At 68.2% G+C, this 19,380-nt stretch carries 14 protein-coding genes; 8 read left to right on the top strand and 6 right to left on the bottom strand.

Going from position 1 to position 19,380, the window contains the following annotated elements; all coding sequences use genetic code 11:
• Window positions 1-318: 318 nt before the first annotated feature.
• The 5 genes from LLH23_07750 to LLH23_07730 all read right to left on the bottom strand — a co-directional run bounded on the left by LLH23_07750 (window position 319) and on the right by LLH23_07730 (window position 5,764).
• Complete coding sequence (locus LLH23_07750; GenBank protein MCE5238373.1) at window positions 319-1,053, bottom strand: hypothetical protein; 735 nt, start codon at window positions 1,051-1,053, stop codon at window positions 319-321.
• Between the two features lie 23 nt (window positions 1,054-1,076).
• The gene (locus LLH23_07745) at window positions 1,077-2,366 is read right to left on the bottom strand and encodes an FAD-dependent oxidoreductase (protein ID MCE5238372.1); all 1,290 of its coding nucleotides are present in this window, start codon (window positions 2,364-2,366) and stop codon (window positions 1,077-1,079) included.
• A 157-nt stretch (window positions 2,367-2,523) separates the two neighbouring features.
• A complete protein-coding gene (locus LLH23_07740; protein MCE5238371.1) occupies window positions 2,524-2,958 on the bottom strand; it encodes a 4Fe-4S dicluster domain-containing protein in 435 nt (144 codons plus the stop codon).
• Between the two features lie 72 nt (window positions 2,959-3,030).
• The gene (locus LLH23_07735) at window positions 3,031-4,536 is read right to left on the bottom strand and encodes a 4Fe-4S binding protein (protein MCE5238370.1); all 1,506 of its coding nucleotides are present in this window, start codon (window positions 4,534-4,536) and stop codon (window positions 3,031-3,033) included.
• A gap of 142 nt (window positions 4,537-4,678) precedes the next feature.
• Window positions 4,679-5,764: a glutamine amidotransferase family protein gene (locus tag LLH23_07730; GenBank protein MCE5238369.1), complete on the bottom strand. Its 1,086-nt coding sequence runs from the start codon at window positions 5,762-5,764 to the stop codon at window positions 4,679-4,681.
• Window positions 5,765-5,956: 192 nt separating this feature from the next.
• Between LLH23_07730 and LLH23_07725 the strand changes: the two genes are divergently transcribed.
• The gene (locus LLH23_07725) at window positions 5,957-6,931 is read left to right on the top strand and encodes an NrpR regulatory domain-containing protein (GenBank protein MCE5238368.1); all 975 of its coding nucleotides are present in this window, start codon (window positions 5,957-5,959) and stop codon (window positions 6,929-6,931) included.
• Between the two features lie 62 nt (window positions 6,932-6,993).
• On the opposite strand, the gene LLH23_07720 is transcribed toward LLH23_07725, so the two are convergent.
• Window positions 6,994-8,025 carry a hypothetical protein gene (locus tag LLH23_07720; protein MCE5238367.1) on the bottom strand — a complete coding sequence of 344 codons (1,032 nt, stop codon included), beginning with the start codon at window positions 8,023-8,025 and terminating at the stop codon, window positions 6,994-6,996.
• A gap of 59 nt (window positions 8,026-8,084) precedes the next feature.
• Between LLH23_07720 and LLH23_07715 the strand changes: the two genes are divergently transcribed.
• The 7 genes from LLH23_07715 to LLH23_07685 all read left to right on the top strand — a co-directional run bounded on the left by LLH23_07715 (window position 8,085) and on the right by LLH23_07685 (window position 19,146).
• Window positions 8,085-10,931, top strand: a complete 2,847-nt coding sequence (locus LLH23_07715) for a family 20 glycosylhydrolase (protein MCE5238366.1) — start codon at window positions 8,085-8,087, stop codon at window positions 10,929-10,931.
• A 13-nt stretch (window positions 10,932-10,944) separates the two neighbouring features.
• Complete coding sequence (locus LLH23_07710) at window positions 10,945-11,142, top strand: hypothetical protein (GenBank protein ID MCE5238365.1); 198 nt, start codon at window positions 10,945-10,947, stop codon at window positions 11,140-11,142.
• Window positions 11,143-11,248: 106 nt separating this feature from the next.
• Window positions 11,249-11,896: a DedA family protein gene (locus tag LLH23_07705; GenBank protein ID MCE5238364.1), complete on the top strand. Its 648-nt coding sequence runs from the start codon at window positions 11,249-11,251 to the stop codon at window positions 11,894-11,896.
• A gap of 172 nt (window positions 11,897-12,068) precedes the next feature.
• Window positions 12,069-15,179, top strand: a complete 3,111-nt coding sequence (locus LLH23_07700) for a hypothetical protein (GenBank protein ID MCE5238363.1) — start codon at window positions 12,069-12,071, stop codon at window positions 15,177-15,179.
• Between the two features lie 265 nt (window positions 15,180-15,444).
• Window positions 15,445-17,730: a DUF4838 domain-containing protein gene (locus LLH23_07695; protein MCE5238362.1), complete on the top strand. Its 2,286-nt coding sequence runs from the start codon at window positions 15,445-15,447 to the stop codon at window positions 17,728-17,730.
• A gap of 3 nt (window positions 17,731-17,733) precedes the next feature.
• Window positions 17,734-18,183, top strand: coding sequence for a hypothetical protein (locus tag LLH23_07690; GenBank protein ID MCE5238361.1), 450 nt, complete (start codon window positions 17,734-17,736; stop codon window positions 18,181-18,183).
• The gene (locus tag LLH23_07685; GenBank protein ID MCE5238360.1) at window positions 18,184-19,146 is read left to right on the top strand and encodes an alpha/beta hydrolase; all 963 of its coding nucleotides are present in this window, start codon (window positions 18,184-18,186) and stop codon (window positions 19,144-19,146) included.
• Window positions 19,147-19,380 lie beyond the last annotated feature (234 nt).

Here is a 19,380-nt window from a genome sequence, read left to right as displayed (position 1 = left end):
GGGGGGTTGGCGGGATGGCGGTTTGGCGGGATGGCGGACGAACAGGGCGGGGTGTCGCCGCAGGCGACAGGGACCCCGCCGGGGGCGTCGCAACAGCGGGGGCGTCGCGTGGGCGCGCGTGTCCTCACGCGCGCAGGCCTGTGGAACGCCCTGGAGATGGAGTCGTGGGGTGCCCGCGCAGCGGGCCGGGCCCCACGATCGCCTCGTTGATAGCGAAAGTCACGGGGCCCCGTCCGCCTGCGCCTGCGGCTACGGCGGACACCCCGTGACTCTACTTCAGTCCCCAATCCCCAATGCCTAATCCCCAACCCCCAGCCCCTAATACGCGTACAACTGGCCGTACGGACGGCTGGTGCGGGCTGTCAGGCGGGTGAAGGGAGCGTTGGCGATCTCGTCCAGCGCCAGCCCGAACTGCTTGCAGTACGGCGCCAGCAGGTCGCGCAGCACGGCCTTGTCCTCGTCGTCGGCCTCATCAATGGAGATGCCGGCGCGGACGCGGGCAGCGGGGACTTCCCCGCGCACGTAGAGCGTGCCGCCGTGCATGCCGGTAGCGCAGTAGCGGCCCACGACCGGCTCGCCGGGCGGCAGGTCCAGGCCGAGAATGACGAGCTTGCCGCCCGCCAGGTACTCCCCGCAGAAGTCCCGCACGCGCCCGCCGATGATGACTGTGGGCTCCTTGCCCTCGTACGACTTCATGTGGATGCCGATGCGGTAGCCGGCGTTGCCGCGCACGTAGACGCTGCCCCCGCGCATGGAGTAGCCCATCACATCGCCCGCGTGGCCGGGCACGACGACGAGCCCGTCATCCATGGTGTTGGCGATGCCGTCCTGGGCGTTGCCCGAGCAGTACAGCTTGGGGCCGCCCATGAAGGCGCCCAGGTCATTGCCCGGGATGCCGTCCACGTTGACGGTGATCACCGAGTGGATGCCGCAGCCCAGGTAGCGGTGACCGCAGACATTGACGAGGTCGAACTGCGTCTCGCCGGCGGCCACGGCTGCCTTGATCCGCTCATTGAGTTCGCGATAGTGCAGGTTGGCGGCGTCGATCTTCATCCTTCTGCCTTCATCCTTCTGCCTTATACTTCAATCCCCGGCCCGCTGACGATGTGCCTGCGGTACTGCTTGGGCAGCGACAGCAGGCCCAGGTCGCGCTGGATCAGCTTCTCGCGGAAGCTGCTGACATCAATCGCGCCCCGGATGAGCCCGGTGATGATGCCGGCTCGGTCTATGTCGCCCACAAAGATCGCGCCGACGATGCGGTCGCCGACGATGAGCATGCGGCGGTAGCTCTTGCCGTCGGGGGAGCGGTACTCGAGCGTCTCACAGCCGTCCGGCGGGGCGATGAGGCCCACCGAGATCGTGGGCAGGCCGCACACCTGGATCGAGTTCATCGGGATGCTGCCGTCATAGGCGGCGTCCTGGCCCGCCATGTTCAGGCCCGCGGCCTCGCCCTGCAGCGACGCCGCCGGCCAGATGGCAATCGGCCGCGCCTCGCCGATGAGCGGGTCATACGCCTCGGCCACGTCGCCGGCCGCGTAGACATCCGCCGCGCTGGTGCGCAGGTGGTCATCCACCAGCACCCCGCGATTGACCGACAGGCCGGCCTCGTGGGCCAACTGCACGTTCGGCCGCACGCCGACGGCCACCACGACGATCTGCGCCGGCAGCCGCGAGCCGCTGTCGAGCGTCACACTCTGGACTTTGCCGTCGCTGCCGCCGATGCTGGTCACGCCCGAGCCGGTCAGGACGCGGACGCCGGCGGCTTCCAGGGCGCGCTTGGCCATCGCGGAGCCCGTCTCATCCAGCGCCTGGGCCAGGACGCGATCCACCAACTCAACGATGGTGGTCTCCAGGCCCAGGGCGGCGAAGGCCTCGGCGACCTTCACGCCGATCATACCGCCGCCGATGACGACGGCCTGGGCCACGCGGTTGCCCTGGATGAACTCCCGCACGCGGACCATGTCGTCATGGCGGGTGAAGGTGAAGACGCCCTGCAGCTCGACGCCGGGCAGCGGCGGGACGATGGGCGTGCCGCCGGTGGCCAGCAGGAGCTTGCCATAGCCCAGTGTCGCGCCCGAGGCCAGAACGACCTGGTGCGCCTCAGGCTTGACCTGCGTCACCGGGACGCCGAAGTACGTGTCCGCGCTGAGCTGCTCGTAGAAATCGCGCGAGCGGGTGTAGAGCTTATCCTCGGCGATCTTGCCGCTCAGCACGTACGTGATGAGCGGCGGGCTGTAGACGTGGTTGGGCTGGTCGGACACGACGGCCAGCGTGCCGTCGGCATCCGCCGACCGGATGGCCTCAACAGCCGCCACGGCCGCGGTCGAGTTGCCCAGGATGAGATAGTCGTAACGTTTTTCGCTCATGTCCGATGCCTCGATTAGTAGGGCGGGCGGCCCGCCCGCCACACCAAGAAGAAAGGGAGGTTCCCGGCTGACGGGGGCTTCCGCCCCCGCCTAGCTTGAGCCGCGCCTCCGGCGCTGACGGCACCTACCCCGGCCTCGAATCCCGAATCCCCAATCCCTACTCGTACACCAGCGCCTCATTCGGGCAGTGGGCCACGCAGGCGGGGGTGTCCTTGCCGGCGCACAGGTCGCACTTGCTGCCGACCTTGTGGGTCTCCATGTTGGTGCGGATGGCCCCGAACGGGCAGACCATGATGCAGCTCCAGCAGCCGACACACTTCTCCTCGTCGTGCTTGACGGCGCCGGTCTGCGGGTCGCGGGTCATGGCCCCGGCGATGCAGGCGGCCAGGCAGGGCGCGTCCTCACAGTGGCGGCACTGGAGCGCGAACGAGATGGCCCCGTCTTCCTCGACGCGCACCGCCGGCTCGGGCAGGCCCTCGCGGTCCGAGAAGGCCTTGACGAGGGTCTGGTGGCCGGAGTGCTCGAAGATGCAGTAGATCTCGCACAGGCGGCAGCCGATGCAGACGTCTTCTTTGGCATAGATGCGTTTCATGGTTGTCCTCTGGAGCGCGGGCTTTCCAGCCCGCCGCCGGCGGCGCGGGCTGGAAAGCCCGCGCTCCCACACCTACCGTCCCGCCGGCTCGACTTCGAGTATGTCCATCTCTTCCTTGGTCAGGCCCACACCGCGGAGCATCTCGCGGTTGCCGCGCAGGCTGTCAATGCTGTTCATGCCCATCCCGCCCAGCATCTCCTTCATCTCCAGCGACCAGGCCCGCAGCAGGTTCGTCAGCCGCTTCGTGCCGATCTCGGGGTTCAGGCGCTTGGTCAGGTACGGGTCCTGGGTGGCGATCCCCCAGGTGCACTTGCCGGTGTAGCTCTTCTGGCACATGTGGCAGCCCAGAGCGATCAGGGCCGAGGTGCCGATGTAGACGGCGTCGGCGCCCAGGGCGATGGCCTTGATGATGTCGGCGCTGTTGCGGAAGCCGCCGGCGGCGACCAGCGAGGCGCGGTTACGGATGCCCTCGGTGCGCAGGCGGCTGTCCACCGCCGCGATGGCGAACTCGATGGGAATGCCCACGTTATCGCGGATAACCGTCGGCGTCGCGCCCGAGCCGCCCATCAGGCCGTCAATGGCCACGATATCGGCCCCGGCACGCACGGCGCCCGAGGCAATCGGCACGACGTTGTTCACCGCGGCGATCTTCACCGAGACCGGCTTCTTGTACTCGGTGGCTTCTTTGAGGGCATAGATGAGCTGCTTGAGGTCCTCGATGGAGTAGATGTCGTGGTGCGGCGCGGGCGAGATGGCGTCCGAGCCGATGGGGATCATGCGCGTGGCGGAGATCTCGGCCGTGACTTTCTCGCCGGGCAGATGGCCGCCGATGCCGGGCTTGGCGCCCTGGCCGATCTTGATCTCCACGGCCGCCCCGGCCTGCAGGTACTCCGGCGTCACGCCGAAGCGCCCCGACGCCACCTGTACGATGGCGCGGTCGGCGAAGGGGTACAGGTCGCGGTGCAGCCCGCCCTCCCCGGTGTTGAAGTATGTCCCGGCGGCCTTCGCGGCGCGGGCCAGGGAGATGCAGGTGTTGAAGCTGATCGAGCCATACGACATGGCCGAGAACATGATCGGCACGAGCAGGTCGAGCTGCGGGCTCATCTCGGTGACGAGGTTGCCGGCGTCGTCGAACTCCAGTTCGTCGGGCTTGGCGCCCAGGAACGTCCGCAGCTCCATCGGCTCGCGCAGGGGGTCAATCGAGGGGTTCGTGACCTGCGAGGCGTTGATGAGGAGCTTGTCCCAGTAGCTGCGGTGGGGCTTGTCGCTGCCCATGCCGGTGAGCAGCATGCCGCCGGTCTCGGCCTGGCGCTGCAGAGCGCGCTGGGCGCCGTAGGTCCAGTTGGGGTGCGTGCGACCGGTCAGCGCCCGCTCGGTGATGGTCAGCGCGCCCGTCGGGCACAGCGTCGCGCAGCGCAGGCAGCCGACGCACTTGCTGCAGTCGGTGCTGATCGCGCCGTCGTCGGGGTCAATCTTCTGCGCATCGTAGGAGCACTGGCGGGTGCACACGCCGCACTCGATGCACAGGTCCGGGTCGCGCTTGACGATGAATTCTCCGCCTATGAGAGAGAGGGGCATGATGTGTTACTCCGCTGGGTGGGGTCTGTCCCCGTGAGTTCGCGCAGCGAACTCCAAGGGGGCTGACCCCTTGGGCTTCTCGTTCGGGGTCAGCCCCCTGCGGATCGGCTGTGCCGCTCCTCCGGGGACAGACCCCTCTCGTCTAGTTCAGATCGAACCGCACCGGCGTGCCGGCGTCTATGGGCCAGGCCTCGTCGGGCTGGCCGTCCACGGCCCAGATCGCGGCTTCCTCGCTGGCGATATACGCGCGGTCGCCCTTGGTCGCCGCGGCCAGCGGACGCAGCTTGAGCCGGTCGCTCATCCCGAACATGCCGCCGTTGTGGCCGGCGATGACCCCAAACGGGCCGTTGAGCAGCGCGCCCGGGTACGTCTGGCGCATCGCCGTCAACAGGGCCTTGCGCTGCGGGTCGGGCTCTTCGTCAATCTCGTCCCATTCCGGGGCGGCCATCGCCAGGGCGGCCATCTCGATGGACAGCTTGTGCTTTCGGCACAGCAAGTCGAGCATGTAGCTGATGACTTCCGAGTCCGTCATCAGCGTGCACTCGTAGCCGAAGGACTTCACGTAGCGCTTGTTGACCCCGTAGCTGGACAGCTCACCGTTGTGGACGATGGACCATTCGAGCAGGCCGAAGGGATGCGCGCCGCCCCACCAGCCGCCCGTGTTGGTCGGGAAGCGGGTGTGGGAGACCCACAGGTAACCCTGGTACTCGGGGATCAGGTAGAAGTCGGCGATGGGCTCGGGGTAGCCGACACCCTTGAAGATGCCCATGTTCTTGCCGCTGGAGGCGACGTAGGCGCCCTCGACGTCGCGGTTGAGGGTCATCACACAGGCGACCACATAGTCCTGCTCACCGGGCGTGCCGAGCTTGTCGGCGTTGGGCTGGACGAAGAAGCGCCACAGCACGGGCTCGTCAGTGATGGTCGGGGTGGTCTGCGTCGGAATGGGCTCATCGTGGACGATGGTCAGGACGCTGCCGAGGTAGTCGCGGGCGCGCTGCAGGCCGGTCGTGCCGGCGCACATCAGGTGCAGGCAGTAGTCGTCGGCGTGGTCGGGATAGATGCCGTAGGCGACGAAGCCGGCGCCCAGGCCGTTGCCGCGCTCGTGCATGTTCGCCATGCCGCGGACGACATCAGCGCCGGAGAAGCAGGCGCCGGTGCGGTCGAGAATGCCGCACGTGCCGCAAGCGGCCGGGATCTTGAAGGGAGGGAGTCGGTGCATGTTGGCCATGTTTGGGTTCTCTTTGACGGAAGCCAGTTGCCGGAAGAATGGTTCCGTACTATAATCCCCCTGTCGCCCCGTTACAAGGGCAAATCAGCGGCAAAATCGGCCCGCGAAACAATCCTGAAACACTTGTGTTCGGCATTCGCTTCCGCATAAACGGAAGAACAGTCGCCCATAGGGGCTGAAAGGGTGGGCTCATTGCCGGAAATTGGCCGGAAGGAATTCGCCATACTCAGAATCCTCGGTGAGCACGGCGGTCCCGTCGGCGCCGGCCTCATCTCCCGCCAGCTTGGCGCCCATGGCATTGAGCTGACCGACCGCGCCATCCGCTACCATCTGCAGGCCCTCGACGAGGCCGGTCTGACCCGCAACCTCGGCCGGGCCGGGCGGGAGCTGACCGAGGCCGGGCAGGCCGAGCTGGCCAATGCCCGCGTGGCCGACCAGGTAGCCCTGACCTTTGCCAAGATCGAGCGCCTGGCCTACCTGACCCGGTTCGATCTGGAGGCCGGAAGCGGAAAGATCGTCATCAACCTGTCCCTGTTCCGCCAGGCTGAGTTCGACGCCGCCATGAAGGTCATGCGCCCCGTGTTCCTGTCGCGCTGGGCCACCAGCGACCTCATCGCCACCTTCCAGCCCGGCCAGAAGCTGGGCGACCAGGCCATCCCTCGCGGCATGGTGGGCCTGGGTACGGTCTCGGCGGTCACGCTCAACGGCGTGTTGCTCAGCCACGGCATCCCGGTCCAGTCGGAGTTCGGCGGCCTGGTGGAGGTCGCGGGCCATGAGCCGGTGCGGTTCACCGAGATCATCCGCTATGGCGGCACGTCCATTGACCCGGTCGAGGTGTTCATCAAGGGCAAGGCGACAAGCGTGCAGCAGGTGGTCACCACCGGCCGGGGCAAGGTGGGGGCGGGCTTCCGCATCTGCCCGGCCATCGCGCGCGAGCACGTGATGCGGCTGGTGGACGCCATGTCGGCCTGGCGGCTGCGGGGCGTAGCTGCGATCGGCGCCGAAAGCCGCCCCCTGATGGAGACGGAGGTCGGGGTGGACAGGATGGGCCTGGTGATCTGCGCCGGTCTCAACCCCATCGCCGCGGCGGAAGAGGCGGGCTACTCAACGGTCAACCGCGCCATGTCTGGGGTGTTCGAGTACGCGGACATGGAAGCGATTGGATGAGGTGGGATGGGGAGATGGGGAGATGTGATGAGTCGCGGGGTGCCCGCGTAGCGGGCTGGGCCCTACACCTCCGTGTCGTGCATCGCCACAATGTTCTCTGGGGGGACATCGGGCTGGAAGAGGTGCGTGGGGGCCAGGAGGTAGCCGCCCTCCTGGCCTAGCGTCGCCACGTAGCGCCGCACCTCTGCCTGGACCTCCTCGGGCGTGCCGAACGGTAACACCCCCTGCATGTCTATCCCCCCGTGGAACACGATCCGCCCGCCGAACTGGGCCTGCAGGCTCTCCGGCTGCATCTCCTCGGTGACGGGCTGGATCGGGTCGAGCACATCCACACCCATGGCGATGAGGTCCGGGATGAAGCGCGCGATGGCGCCGCAACTGTGATAGAGCACACGGGCGCCGAGGCTGTGGATATGGTCCACCATCTCCCGCAGGTAGGGCGCGACGAGGTTGCGGAACATCGGCAGGGAGATGAGGGGGCCGGCCTGGCTGCCCAGGTCGGAGAGCAGCAGGTACAGGTCTATCCGCCCGCCGGTGGCCTCGGCGGCGCGGGTGTAGTCCTCCTTGTAGAAGTCCGTGAACTTGCGGCACAGGAAGTGCGCCCATTCGGGGCGGGCGGCCATGTCCAGGAACATGTGCTCCCAGCCGCGCACCAGCGCCGGGCGCTGCCAGACATCGGCGAAGCCGTATAGCTGGGCGTAGTCGTCGTGCCGCCGGGCCGCCTCGGCCAGGTGGGAGTAGTCGAAGCGGTCGGGCGTAGGCCAGGCGAAGGCCGCCAGGTCGTCCAGCGAGGCGGCCTCGCTCAGCGCCCCCGGCAGGTCTTCGCGCATCGGCCCCCAGGGCGTCTGCTTCCAGATGAAGCGCTCCCCCCAGTAGTTCTGCCAGACGGTGGCATTGAGACGTACGTCCTCCGGGTACACTGGGTGCAGGTGCCGCACGTCAATGCGTAGCCGCCGGCGCACGGCCTCCTCGCCATCGAGGCCCAGGTGGGCCTGCAGGCGGCGCAGGGCCGGCTGCTCGATCCAGAAGTCACGTGGCACGCGGTCAGTGGGCCGCCGCGCCAGCGCGGTCAGGACGCGTTCTCGCGAGGTCATGTCACACTCCGCGCCGAAGTACCTGTCGCAGTGCCGCTATCATCACAAGGGTGGGACCCATGCGAACTCTGACCCTCTTGCTCCTCTGCCTGCCGATTCCCTGCCTCGCCGCCGATGAACCCGCGATGCTCACCCTCTTCGATTTCGAGAACGGCGTGTCCGAATGGCGCGCCAACCCCTGGAGCGGCGGCAAGGGCTTCGTGGAGCCGGCGACGGCGGCGAAGTTCGGGAAGGGGGCCCTGCGGGCCCGATACGAGCAGATCCCGCAGGGCTGCAACATGATCTCGCCGTACTTCGCCGACGACGCGCCCTGGCGCAACGGTGACTATGACGCGATCTGCTTTTGGCTCAAGGGCGATGGCACGCAGAGCTACCTGCACCTGTACCTGGCGTCCGAAGTGGGCGACCTATCGCCGACCCACGCCGGGCAGGTGCCGCTGTCCAGCACGCAGTGGCGGCGGTTCTGCCTGCGGTTTGACACGCTGTGGAACCGCGAGAGCCGGCCCTTTGAACTGAAGCACTTCAAGCGCCTGTACTTCGGGACCTCGGGCACGCACGAGGCGCTGATAGACCAGGTGCAACTGCAGCGGCCGCTGCGGGCGGTGCCGCTGGACTCGGTGGACAATGGCGGCCCGGCGGGGCTGGAGCCCAGGCTCTACGCCGATCGGGCTCAGCAGTACTACCTCACCTTTGATCCGCAGAGCGTGCTCGAGCCGACCGTGGCTGCCCGTCTGACGGTCCAGTGGCCCGAGAAGAAGGCCAAGGAGCTGCTGCGGACCATGCCGGCTCAGAGCGCGACGGAGGAGACGTGGGTGCAGTTGCCCGGCACGCCGGACGCGGCCGGCCAGGGGCGGCTGAAGCTGCGGCTCACCGAGCCCACGGGCACACTGTGCTATGCCGGGCAGTTCACCTTCCCGGTAGCGCTCGAGGCACTCCGGCTGCAGCCCTCGGACCTGCAGATCATCCCTCAGCCCAAGTCCATACAGCAGCACCCGACGAAGCTGAAGCTCCCGCACGACATGAGCGCGTACATCGTGTCACAGCCGCAGGTGGCGCAGGTGGGGCTGGAGCGGGTCAAGGCCGACCTGGCGGCGCTCTGCGGCTGCCGTGTGGCGTACAACCGCAAGGCGATGCAGGCGCTGAAGCCCGCGGTGGTCATCATCGCACCGAACTACGAGCGGCCGCAGGTACCCGAGGAAGTCACGGACCGCCTGTCCGAGCTGCGGGCCCAGGGGTATGTGCTGCACACCGACAACAAGCAGATCGTGCTGGCGGCGTTGGACGAGGCGGGGATGCGGAATGGGGCCATCACGCTCAAGCAGGCCATCCTGTCTGTGTCAGGCAGTGCCGACGAGACCACCGTGCCGGGCCTGACGGTGCTCGACTGGCCCTCGCTCCCCATCCGGGCCATCAACATCGGCCTGCCCACGACCCGCTGGGGCTATCCCAATGATGCGCCGGTGTCCGTGGAGTTCTTCATGGACTTCCTGCAGCGCACCGTGGTGGATCAGAAGATCAACGCCGTGGGCCTGGAGGTGTCCCAGGGGATGAAGTTCGACCGGCACCCGGAGATCGCCGGGCCGGCGGCGTGGAGCAAGCAGGACGTCCGGCGCGTGGTGGATTTCCTGCGTGCCCAGGGCGTTGAGGTCTTCCCGGTCGTCAACTCGCTGGGCCATGCCGGCTGGCTGACGATCCCCCTGCCGAAGCTGCGCGAGGATGTGGACGAGCACCAGCTCTGCACGCGCCACCCGGAGATACGGCAGGTGCTGGAGGATGTCTACACCGAGCTGATCGAGGTGTGTACGCCCAAGTACTTCCACTTCGGGCTGGACGAGATCCGGTGGCAGACGCTGAACCTGCCCCCCGAGAAGCGCTGCCCGCGCTGCGCCGGGCTGGACAAGCGCGACCTGTTCGTCGAGCACGTCCGCTGGCTCGACGGCTTCGCCCGGACACACAACCTCAAGATGCTGATGTGGGCGGACATGATCCTGCCGGAGCACAACGGCGGGCCGCCGTTCAGCCTGGCCGACACCGTGGACAAGCTGCCCCAGGACATCGTGATGTGCGACTGGTCGGCCACGCTGGCGCCGCTGTCGCTGCACGACCTGCAGCAGCGCGGCTTCACCGTCTGGAAGTGCAACTCGCGCGGCGTCAACAACGCCGACCTGGCCTTCGTGGCGGGCAACATGTGGGGTGTCTGGAGCAAGGTCCCGTGGCTGACGGAGTCGTGCTGGAACGCGCTGAGCTACTCCTATCTGAACCAGCTCGTGGCGGCGGAGTACAGTTGGCACGCCTACCCCGACCTGATGGCCAACGGCGTGCCGCTGGCTGCCGACTTCCTGCAGAAGCGCCCGCTGGCCCAGCAGCGCCTGGCCCAGCCCGCCACGGCCGCTTCGGGGGCCGCGGTGGAGGACGTGGCGCCGGGCGACCAGCCGCTGAAGCTCGCGGGTATGGCCCTGCGGCCGTGGGCGCAGCCGGTGACGGAGGAGAAGAGCTTCACGGTCGGCAAGCCGCTAGCGGTGGTGTACGCCCTACTGGCGGCCGACCTGCCCGCGGACGCGCGCAAGGGCTTCCTCGAGGAGTTCAAGAAGAAGGGGAACTGGCAGGGCGTGCCCATCGGGCAGATCGTGTTCAAGTATGCAGACGGCACCGAGGCGGCCTTGCCGCTGCTGTACGGCACTCACGTCCGAGCCGTGGCGGCCGACGAGGACTTCCCCCAGGCCTACGGGGCCATGGCGACGACGGCCCTGCCCGTCGGCGACCAGCAGCGGGTGGCGTACCTGACGCCGCTGACGAACCCCAGCCCCGACAAGCCGGTGGCCGAGATACGCTTCGTGCCCGGGACGCTGGGGGCCAAGCCGCTGCTGCTGGGGCTGGCGACGCGCGGCGTCTGGGCCGCGGAGTGAGGCGAAGTCGAGCATGGATGACATGAACGAGCGCAAGCCGGCGGATGACAGCCCGGAGCCCGCGGCCCCGAATCTGGAGCTGACGATCCATTGCCCCAAGTGCCGCACACCCATCGGCCGGGACACGCAGGTGTGCACGAGTTGCGGGGCGGAGGTGGAGAAGGTGCCGTCGGTGGATCGGCCGTGTTCACGCCCCCAGCCGCAGGCTTGACCGGCTGGCGGCGTTCCGTATATCCTGAACCTGTCGTCTGACGCCGGAGGGCTCTGTGGAGCCCTCCGCTCTGTCTGCGACGCCACCTCGCCCCCACGGAGCCTCCATGGTCAGTCACATCCTCGCGGTCGTCAGCCAGTTCATCATCCACGTCGAGTCCAGCATGGGCTATGGCGGGATCGTGCTGCTGATGGGCATTGAGAGCTGCTGCATTCCGCTGCCCTCCGAAGTCATCATGCCCTACGCCGGGTACCTGTGCACCGTGGGGCGGTTCAACATCTGGCTGGTGGGGCTGTTCGGGGCCATGGGGTGCGTCGTGGGCTCCATCCCGGCGTACTACCTGGGGATGTACGGGGGGCGGCCGCTGATCCTCAAGTACGGCAAGTACATCCTGATGAGCCACCACGACCTCGACCTGGCCGACCGCTGGTTCGAGCGCCGGGGTGACATCACGGTCTTCATCGCCCGCCTGCTGCCCGTCATCCGCACCTTCATCGCCTTCCCCGCCGGCGTCAACCGCATGGACATGCGCAAGTTCATCCTCTACACGCTCCTGGGATCTTTCCCCTGGTGCCTGGTGCTGGCGTACGTCGGGGTCAAGGTGGGGGAGAACATCGAGGTGCTCAAGCCGTACTTCCATCGCTTCGACGCTGTCATCGGGGTGGTGCTGGTGGTGGGGATCGCCCTGTGGATCTGGCGCCATGTGCGGGGAAACCACAGGGCTGAGACAGCAGACGAGACGGCAGCGCAGTAGTCGGAACCTTCACTGTAGGGCGGGGGCTTGTACCCCGCCCAGCCGTTGGGCTCGCCCCAGGTGCGGCGGGGTACAAGCCCCCGCCCTACAGTCTCGACTGCCCCGACGCAGGAAGCGCTCCCCTCGCTACGGAACTGTACACGCCTCAAGACACGATCTGGAGGCCCTCCCCATGCGCCGTCTCGCCCCTGTGCTGTGCCTGTCGTGCGTCGTCGCCATGCTCATGCTGCCGGCTGTCGCGGGAGCGAAGGCGCTCGTGGTCAAGCACGCGCTCAGCGAGGCGGTTTCGGGCAAGCAGGTGCTCACCAACGGCGGCCTGGAGCAGGTCGAGGGCGGACAGATCGTCGGCGTGACGCGCTGGGACAAGGGCTATGAGGTGGACACGACGGTCGCGCGCAGCGGGAAGGTGTCGGCCCGCACCACCATCACCGATGCTGGCGCCGGGCAGCGGGGGCTGACCTACCCCGTCGCACTGAACCAGGGCAAGCCCATCCCTTTCACGGCGGAACTGTGGAGCAAGGCACAGGATGTCAGCGGCACCCCCGACAGCAACTACTCCCTCTACATTGACCTGACGTACATGGACGGCACCGAGCTGTGGGGGCAGATCTCGGCCTTCGCCGTGGGTACGCACGACTGGCAGCAGCGCCGCGTGACGGTCGTGCCGGAGAAGCCCGTTCGCGACGTCAGCTTCCACGCCATCTTCCGCGGTCACACCGGCACAGCGTGGTTCGATGACTTCGCCTTCTCCGTGCTGGACCTGCCGGCGGGCGCGGGGACGTTCGACGGCATCCCGGTGGCGAAGACGCCGCGCGACGGCGTGGTGCCCGTGTCCAGCACCGGGCTGACGGTGGCCCTGACCGGCAGCGTGCCGTTGCGGCTGGACGCCAAGTGGGGCACCTGGCTGGTCGGCAGGCGCAACGGCGGGCTCTTCGTGTGCGACGCCCGCACCAAGAGCGACTTCCGGCAGCCGCTGGGCGAAGTGAAGCGCACGCCGACCGGCGCCCACTTCGAGGCCACCGATGAGGCGTTGGGCCTGAGGATCAGTGCCGACTACTCGCCCCTGAGGATCGGGTCCACGGTGGGCCTGCGGGTGACGGGGGTCCTGGCGGACCTCACCGGCCAGGACCGCGGGGTCAGCGTCTACTGCAGCCTGCCCCTGGACGCCGACACGTGGCATGAAGACATGCGCACCAGCCGCGCGATCGAGGCCGGGCAGAGCTATAGCTTCTGCACCTCGGTCGGCTGCGGGGCGAACGGCAAGATGTCGCTGTATCCGTTCGGGTGCGTGTCAGCGGGACAGGCCACGACTGTGCTGGGCGCGCCGCTCGACCCGCCCCACCTGTACCGCTTCGGCTATGACGCCACGAGCCAGGAGCTGTTCGCCGTCGAGGACCTCGGCCTGACGAAGGACAGCAAGACCCCGCAGCAGGCGAGCTTCTCGTTCATCCTGTACCGCCCGCTGGCGCCGGGCTTTCGGGGGGCGCTGGACAGCTACTACCGGGCCTTCCCGCAGTGGTTCACCAAGCGCAACACCATCGAGGGCAACTGGATGGCCTTCGATGACATCGCCGGCGTGCAGGGCGCCGAGGACTTCCACTTCGCGTTCAAGGAAGGCACCAACAACGCCGACTACGACGAGGCGCACGGGGTCCTGACATACACGTACGTGGAGCCGGCGAGCTACTGGATGGCGATGCCCAAGGACATGCCGCGCACGCCACAGGCGGCCATGGACCTGCTGGCCAGGCAGGCCGCCGACAAGAACTCCCATGCCTCGGCAGTGATGACCTCGGCGCTGCAACATGCCGACGGCTCGACGCAGATGAGCATCGAGGACGCGCCGTGGTGCGATGGCGCGCTGTTCATCAACAACCCCGACCCGGACCTGCCCACCACCCCCGAGCACCCCATCAACCAGGGCGACATTCTGTGGCGCTCCATCCGGAGCGGCCTGGGCGAGGGGGCGAAGGCCGGCGGCATCAGCGGGTGGCGCAACTGGGAGGAGGGCTATGACGCCGCCCCGGGGCGGGGCCGGGGCGGGAGCCAGGCCGCGCTCGTCAGTCGCCCGGCCGGCGGTCCAGCCCGGGGCCTGGGGCAGTCCGTCCCCGTCGGCCAGAAGCAGCCCGGCCAGATCAGCGTCAGCGCCTGGTGCAAGACCGAGGGCGTGACCGGCGCAGCAGACAAGGACTTCTCCCTGTACTGCGACCTGAGGCTGGCCGACGGGTCGGCAAGCTGGGGCCATGCGGCCAGCTTCTCCGTGGGCACCCACGACTGGGAGCAGAAGACCGTCACGATCAATCTGGACAAGCCCGTCACCGGCATATCGCTGTGGCTGCTGTTCCGGGGCGGGCACACGGGGAAGGTGTGGTTCGATGATGTGTCCGTGACAGTGGGCGGCCAGGACGCGAACCTGGCGCGCAACGGGGGACTGGAGCCGGGGAAGGTCAGCACGGCGCGGGTGGATGGCACGTACATCGACTCGCTGGAGATGGGCGCGAGTCAGTTGGACTTCGACCGGAAGCACTGGCGGGCCGCCGACGTGCCGTTGGTCTACACCACCGACGAGGGCCTGCCGACCGAGATGCTGATGTTCGCCACGTACGAGTTCATCAAGGATGTCAGCGAGCAGATGCACGCCCAGCAGCGCATGATCTTTGCCAACTCCGCGCTGCACCGTTTCGCCCAGCCCGCGGCCGTGCTGGACTTGATGGGAACCGAGACGAACTGGCACTACGGCGGGAAGTGGACGCCGATGCGCGATGCGGACTGCAACTTCAAGCGGGCGCTGTGTTACCAGCGGCCCTACCTGCTGCTGCAGAACACCGTGTTCGAGGATTTCCCGGTCGAGATGGTCGAGCGGTACATGAAGCGCGCGATCTTCTACGGCATGATGCCCAGCTTCTTCTCCCACAACGCCGCCGACGCGACGTACTGGACGCGGCCGGAGATCTACAACCGCGACCGCCACCTGTTCAAGCAGTACCTGCCCGTGGCGCAGGCGATTGCGGCGGCGGGCTGGGAGCCGCTGACCTGCGCGACGACCGGCAACCCGAAGGTCTACATCGAGCGCTGGGGCAAGGGCAAGGACGTGTACTTCACGGTGTTCAACAGCAGCGACCAGCCGCAGGCGTACACGCTGACGGTGGATGCGAAGGGGCTCGGGCTCAAGGGGATGAAGGGCGTTGCGGTCCTGATTGGGGACGGGGGCCTGGCGGGGAAGACGACGGTGACGGAAACGCTGGGGGCGGAGGATCTGCGGGTGTTCAAGGTGGTGGAGTAGGGGGGCCGGGACGGCAACGGCGTCCTCACCCCTGCCCCTCTCCCTCGCTCCACTTCGTTCCGCTCCGGAGAGGGGACCATCCGATCACTCTGTGGTCTCGAAGCCACAGAGCGTCGTCCCCAGGCCGTTCTCCCCTCTCCGGAGTCCGCCGTAGCCCGCAGGGCGAAGACGGGCGAGGGAGAGGGGCTCAGACTGCGCAGCAGTCTGCGGGGTGAGGACGCCGTTTCCCTTGCCCGGCGGTCGCCTATCTAGAGGGAGTGCTGGTATGATGCGACTCGTGGGACTGGCGCTTGCTGGGATACTCATGTCGGGGGTGAACGCCATGGCGCTCACGCTCGTGAAGGACGGCGCTTCGGACTACGCCATCGTGACCGCCAGGGACGCCATCGCGCCCGAGCAGACGGCGGCGCAGGAGCTGCAGGCCCATCTGAAGCTGGCGACGGGAGCCGAGCTGCCGATCTGCGCCGAAGGGGCGGCGCCGGCGGGGAAGAAGCTCATCGTCGTCGGGCAGACCGCCGCCTTCAAGGCCGCGTTCCCCGCGGAAGACATCGTCTCCCTGAAGCATGACGGGACCATCCTGCGGACCGCCGGGGATCGGCTCTATCTGCTCGGCGGGCCGCCGCGCGGGACGCTCTATGCCGTGTACACGTTCCTCGAGGACGTCGTGGGCGTGCGGTGGTGGGGCTCGCGGCCCGATGAGACGTTCATCCCCCACAAGCCGACGCTGACGATCCCCGAGTTGAACACCCGGTACGTCCCGGCGCTGCAGTACCGAGAGGCCTTCTACCGGGGCGCGTTCGACGGGGTCTACGCCGCACGCTCCAAGTGCAACGGGCACTTCGAGCGCGTGCCGGCGGAGTATGGCGGCCACTACCGCATCCTGGGCTGGTGCCACACCTTCAGCCAGCTCCTGCCGCCCGCGAAGTACTTCCAGGCCCACTCCGAGTGGTACAGCGAGATCAACGGCAAGCGCGTGGCCGAGGGGGCGCAGCTCTGCCTGACTAATGACGAGATGCGGGCAGAGCTGACCAGGCAGGCGCTGGCGTGGCTACGCAAGGACCCGACGGCGGGGATGATCTCCATCGCCCAGAACGACTGCCACGGAGCGTGCCAGTGCGCCAAGTGCAAGGCCGTGCTGGAGGAGGAGGGGACGGAGGCGGGCAACCTGCTCCGCTTCGTCAATGCCGTCGCCGCGGACATCGAGAAGGAGTTCCCGGGCACGCTGGTGGAGACGCTGGCGTACACATACACCCGCCAGCCCCCGAAGCTGGTCAAGCCAGCCAGCAACGTGATCGTGCGGCTGTGTTCGATTGAGGCCTCGTCGGCCCAGCCGCTGGCCGAGGGCGCCCAAAACGAGAAGTTCCGCGCCGACATCGAGGGCTGGAGCGCCATCGCCCCACAGCTCTACATCTGGAACTACGTCACCGACTTCGCCAACTACATCATCCCCCACCCGAACCTGCGCGTGCTGGCGTCCGATGTCCGCTTCTTCATCAAGCACAAGGCCATCGGCCTGTTCGAGCAGGGCGATGCGGGCTGCTCGTGCAGCGATTTCCCCGAGTTGCGGGCGTGGCTGCTGGCGCACGTGATGTGGGACCCGTCGCGCGACGAACAGGCACTGATCGCCGAGTTCCTCAAGGGCTACTACGGCGCGGCGGCCGAGCCGCTGGGGCAGTACATCACACTGCTGCAGGACGCGCTGACCAAGTCCGGGGCCTACCTGCCGTGCTACATGAAGGACACCTCGCCGTGGATGGACCTGGAGACGGCGAACAAGGCTACCGAACTGCTCGACGAGGCCTTCCGGCGGGTAGAGGGTGACCTGGTGCTGACCACGCGCGTGCGCCGGGCGCGGATGCCGCTGGACCACACGTGGCTGCAGCGCTACCGGGCGTTCAAGCGCTATGCGGCGATGACGGGCGGCCGGTTCCTGGGCCCGCCCGAGCCCCGCGCGGCCGTGGAGGACCTCATCGCGGCTGCCCGGAGCTTCAATGTCGGGAACTTCCGCGAGGGCGCAGCCTTTGCCACCTACGAGCCTATCCTGCGCGGCATGTTCCCGCCGCCGGGCAAGGAGGCGAAGACGCCGGCCGAGGCCGCGGGCCTCAAGCCCGACCAGTGGATGGATGTGCAGCAGGCCGAGTTCACGCTGCATGGCCTGGGCAACTGGGTGACCGTCGTGGACGACCCGAAGGCCTCCGACGGGATGGCGGCGCGCATGCCCGCCACGCATCCGCAGTGGGCCACTCAGTACCCGATCCCCGGCGACCTGACCGCCCTGGGCAAATGGCACTGCTATCTCGTCGCCCGCTGTGACGCGAAGACCAAGGCCGGGCCGGCGTTCGAGATGGGACTGTATGACGCGACCGCGCGCAAGGGTGTGGTAGGGCTCAAGGCCCAGTTGGAGCAGGCCGGGGACGGCGAGTACCACACTTATGACCTGGGAGTGCAGGACCTGAAGGGCGGCATGTACTTCTGGATCGCGCCGATGAACAACCCCGAGCAAGTGGAGGCGGTGTACACGGACCGCATCTTCCTGATCAGGGAGGGATGACCCATGCGGCAGGTAACCTACAGCAACCCGTTTCGTTACCGGGGGACGTATTGCCCGAATGTGCTGTTGCGCTGCATTGATCCTCGCTTCCATGCCGCGCTGGAGGGCGCCTTGCCACCGTGGCTGACGCAGTGGAGTGGCTCGGGCGGCTTCGCCTCGATGGCCCTGCCCGGGGCGGCCCGGGCCCTGCTGGACCCGGTGTCGCGGCCGGTCGTGCTCGAAGCCCTGGAGACGGCCATCGCGGCGCTGGAGGCCAACCGCCTCGTCATCGCCAACCACGTGGACTGCCGCGCCTACGGCGGGAGCGAGCGGCTGGGCAGCCCGCCGGCGGAAGAGGCCTTCCACGTCGAGCAACTGCAGCTCGCCCGGCAGGTGGTGAAGGAAGCCTACCCGCGCATCGAGGTCGTGCTGCTGTACCAGGACTGGGAGACCATTCGGGAGGTCGCAGACTAGATGGATTCGCTCAGGGGGCCGCATTGGCTGGGGACTTTGCAGGGCTTCACCGGTCTGGGGGGGCTGAGCTGGGTGGCTTCGGTCCTGGCGGACCGGACTCCCGCGCCACCTGAAGACCTCACACTGGCGGATGTGCTGCCCCCGGGGGCGCGGCATGTCAGCATCCAGGGGGAACCGGTGGCCTTCCGTGACATGGGCGAGGGGGAGCCAGCCGTCCTGCTCCTGCACGGGTTCGCCGAGCACCTGGACACCTGGCGCCCCGTCCAGGAGCGGCTTGCCCGGCGCCACCGCACCGTGGCGCTGGACCTGTGGGGCTTTGCCGCCTCGGCCCGGCCCCCGCACGCGCAGCCCGCGGACTGGGTGGACGAAGTGGTGGGGCTCATGGACGAGCTGGGCCTGGGGCGGGCGGTGCTCGTCGGGCACTCGCTCGGGGGCAGGGCCTCGCTGATGGCCGCCCGGGCGCATCCCGAGCGGGTGGCCGGTGTCGTGCTGGCCGATGCGGACTGGGGCCAGGCGCCGCACGGCTACGTGATCGTCTGGCTGCTGGCGCACAGCCCGGCGCTGCCGTGGGTGCTGGGCAAGTTCCGCGCCGGCCCGCGGCCTCTGCAGCGCCTGGCCCGGCAGATCATCACCCCGAACCACGAACTGACACCGGCGCTGCAGGAGGCGCTGCTGCGTCCGCTGCGGGTACAGGGCCATGCGGCCTGCTGGCGGTCGCTGGGCCAGGCGCCGCCGCTACGCGACGTGCGGGGGCTGGCGCGGAGTGTCTCCTGCCCGGCGCTGGTGCTATGGGGCGCGGACGATCCGGTGGTGCCGCTGTGGGCCGGGCGGAAGCTGGCCCGGCAGCTGGGCTGTGAGATCCAGGTGTTCGACCGCTGCGGGCACTTCCTGCCCGAGGAGTACCCCGAGGAGACGGCGGAGTCGATTGAGGGCTTCCTGGAGGGGTTGCCCGACGGGAGATGAGGGGGCGCAGTCGGTGTCGCGCCAGGGCCAGGGCGGGGTGTCGGCGAAGCCGACAGGGACCCCGCCCCGAACGCTGTCCCGGTGGCTCCCCGCAGCGGGGTCCCCGTCGGCCCAGACTGCTGCGCAGTCTGACGCCGACACCCCGCCCTGGTCGCTGCTGGTAGCCCACCGGCGAACGTGGGCTACACCCAGCGGAGAGCGGACAGCCCGGGTGTTGCTCTGCCGACGGGGTTG

The sequence above is a fragment of the bacterium genome (assembly GCA_021372615.1).
Lineage (GTDB): Bacteria > Armatimonadota > Zipacnadia > Zipacnadales > UBA11051 > JAJFUB01.
The sequence above is the reverse complement of the archived record's forward strand: the minus strand, read 5'-3'. Positions and strand labels throughout refer to the sequence as shown.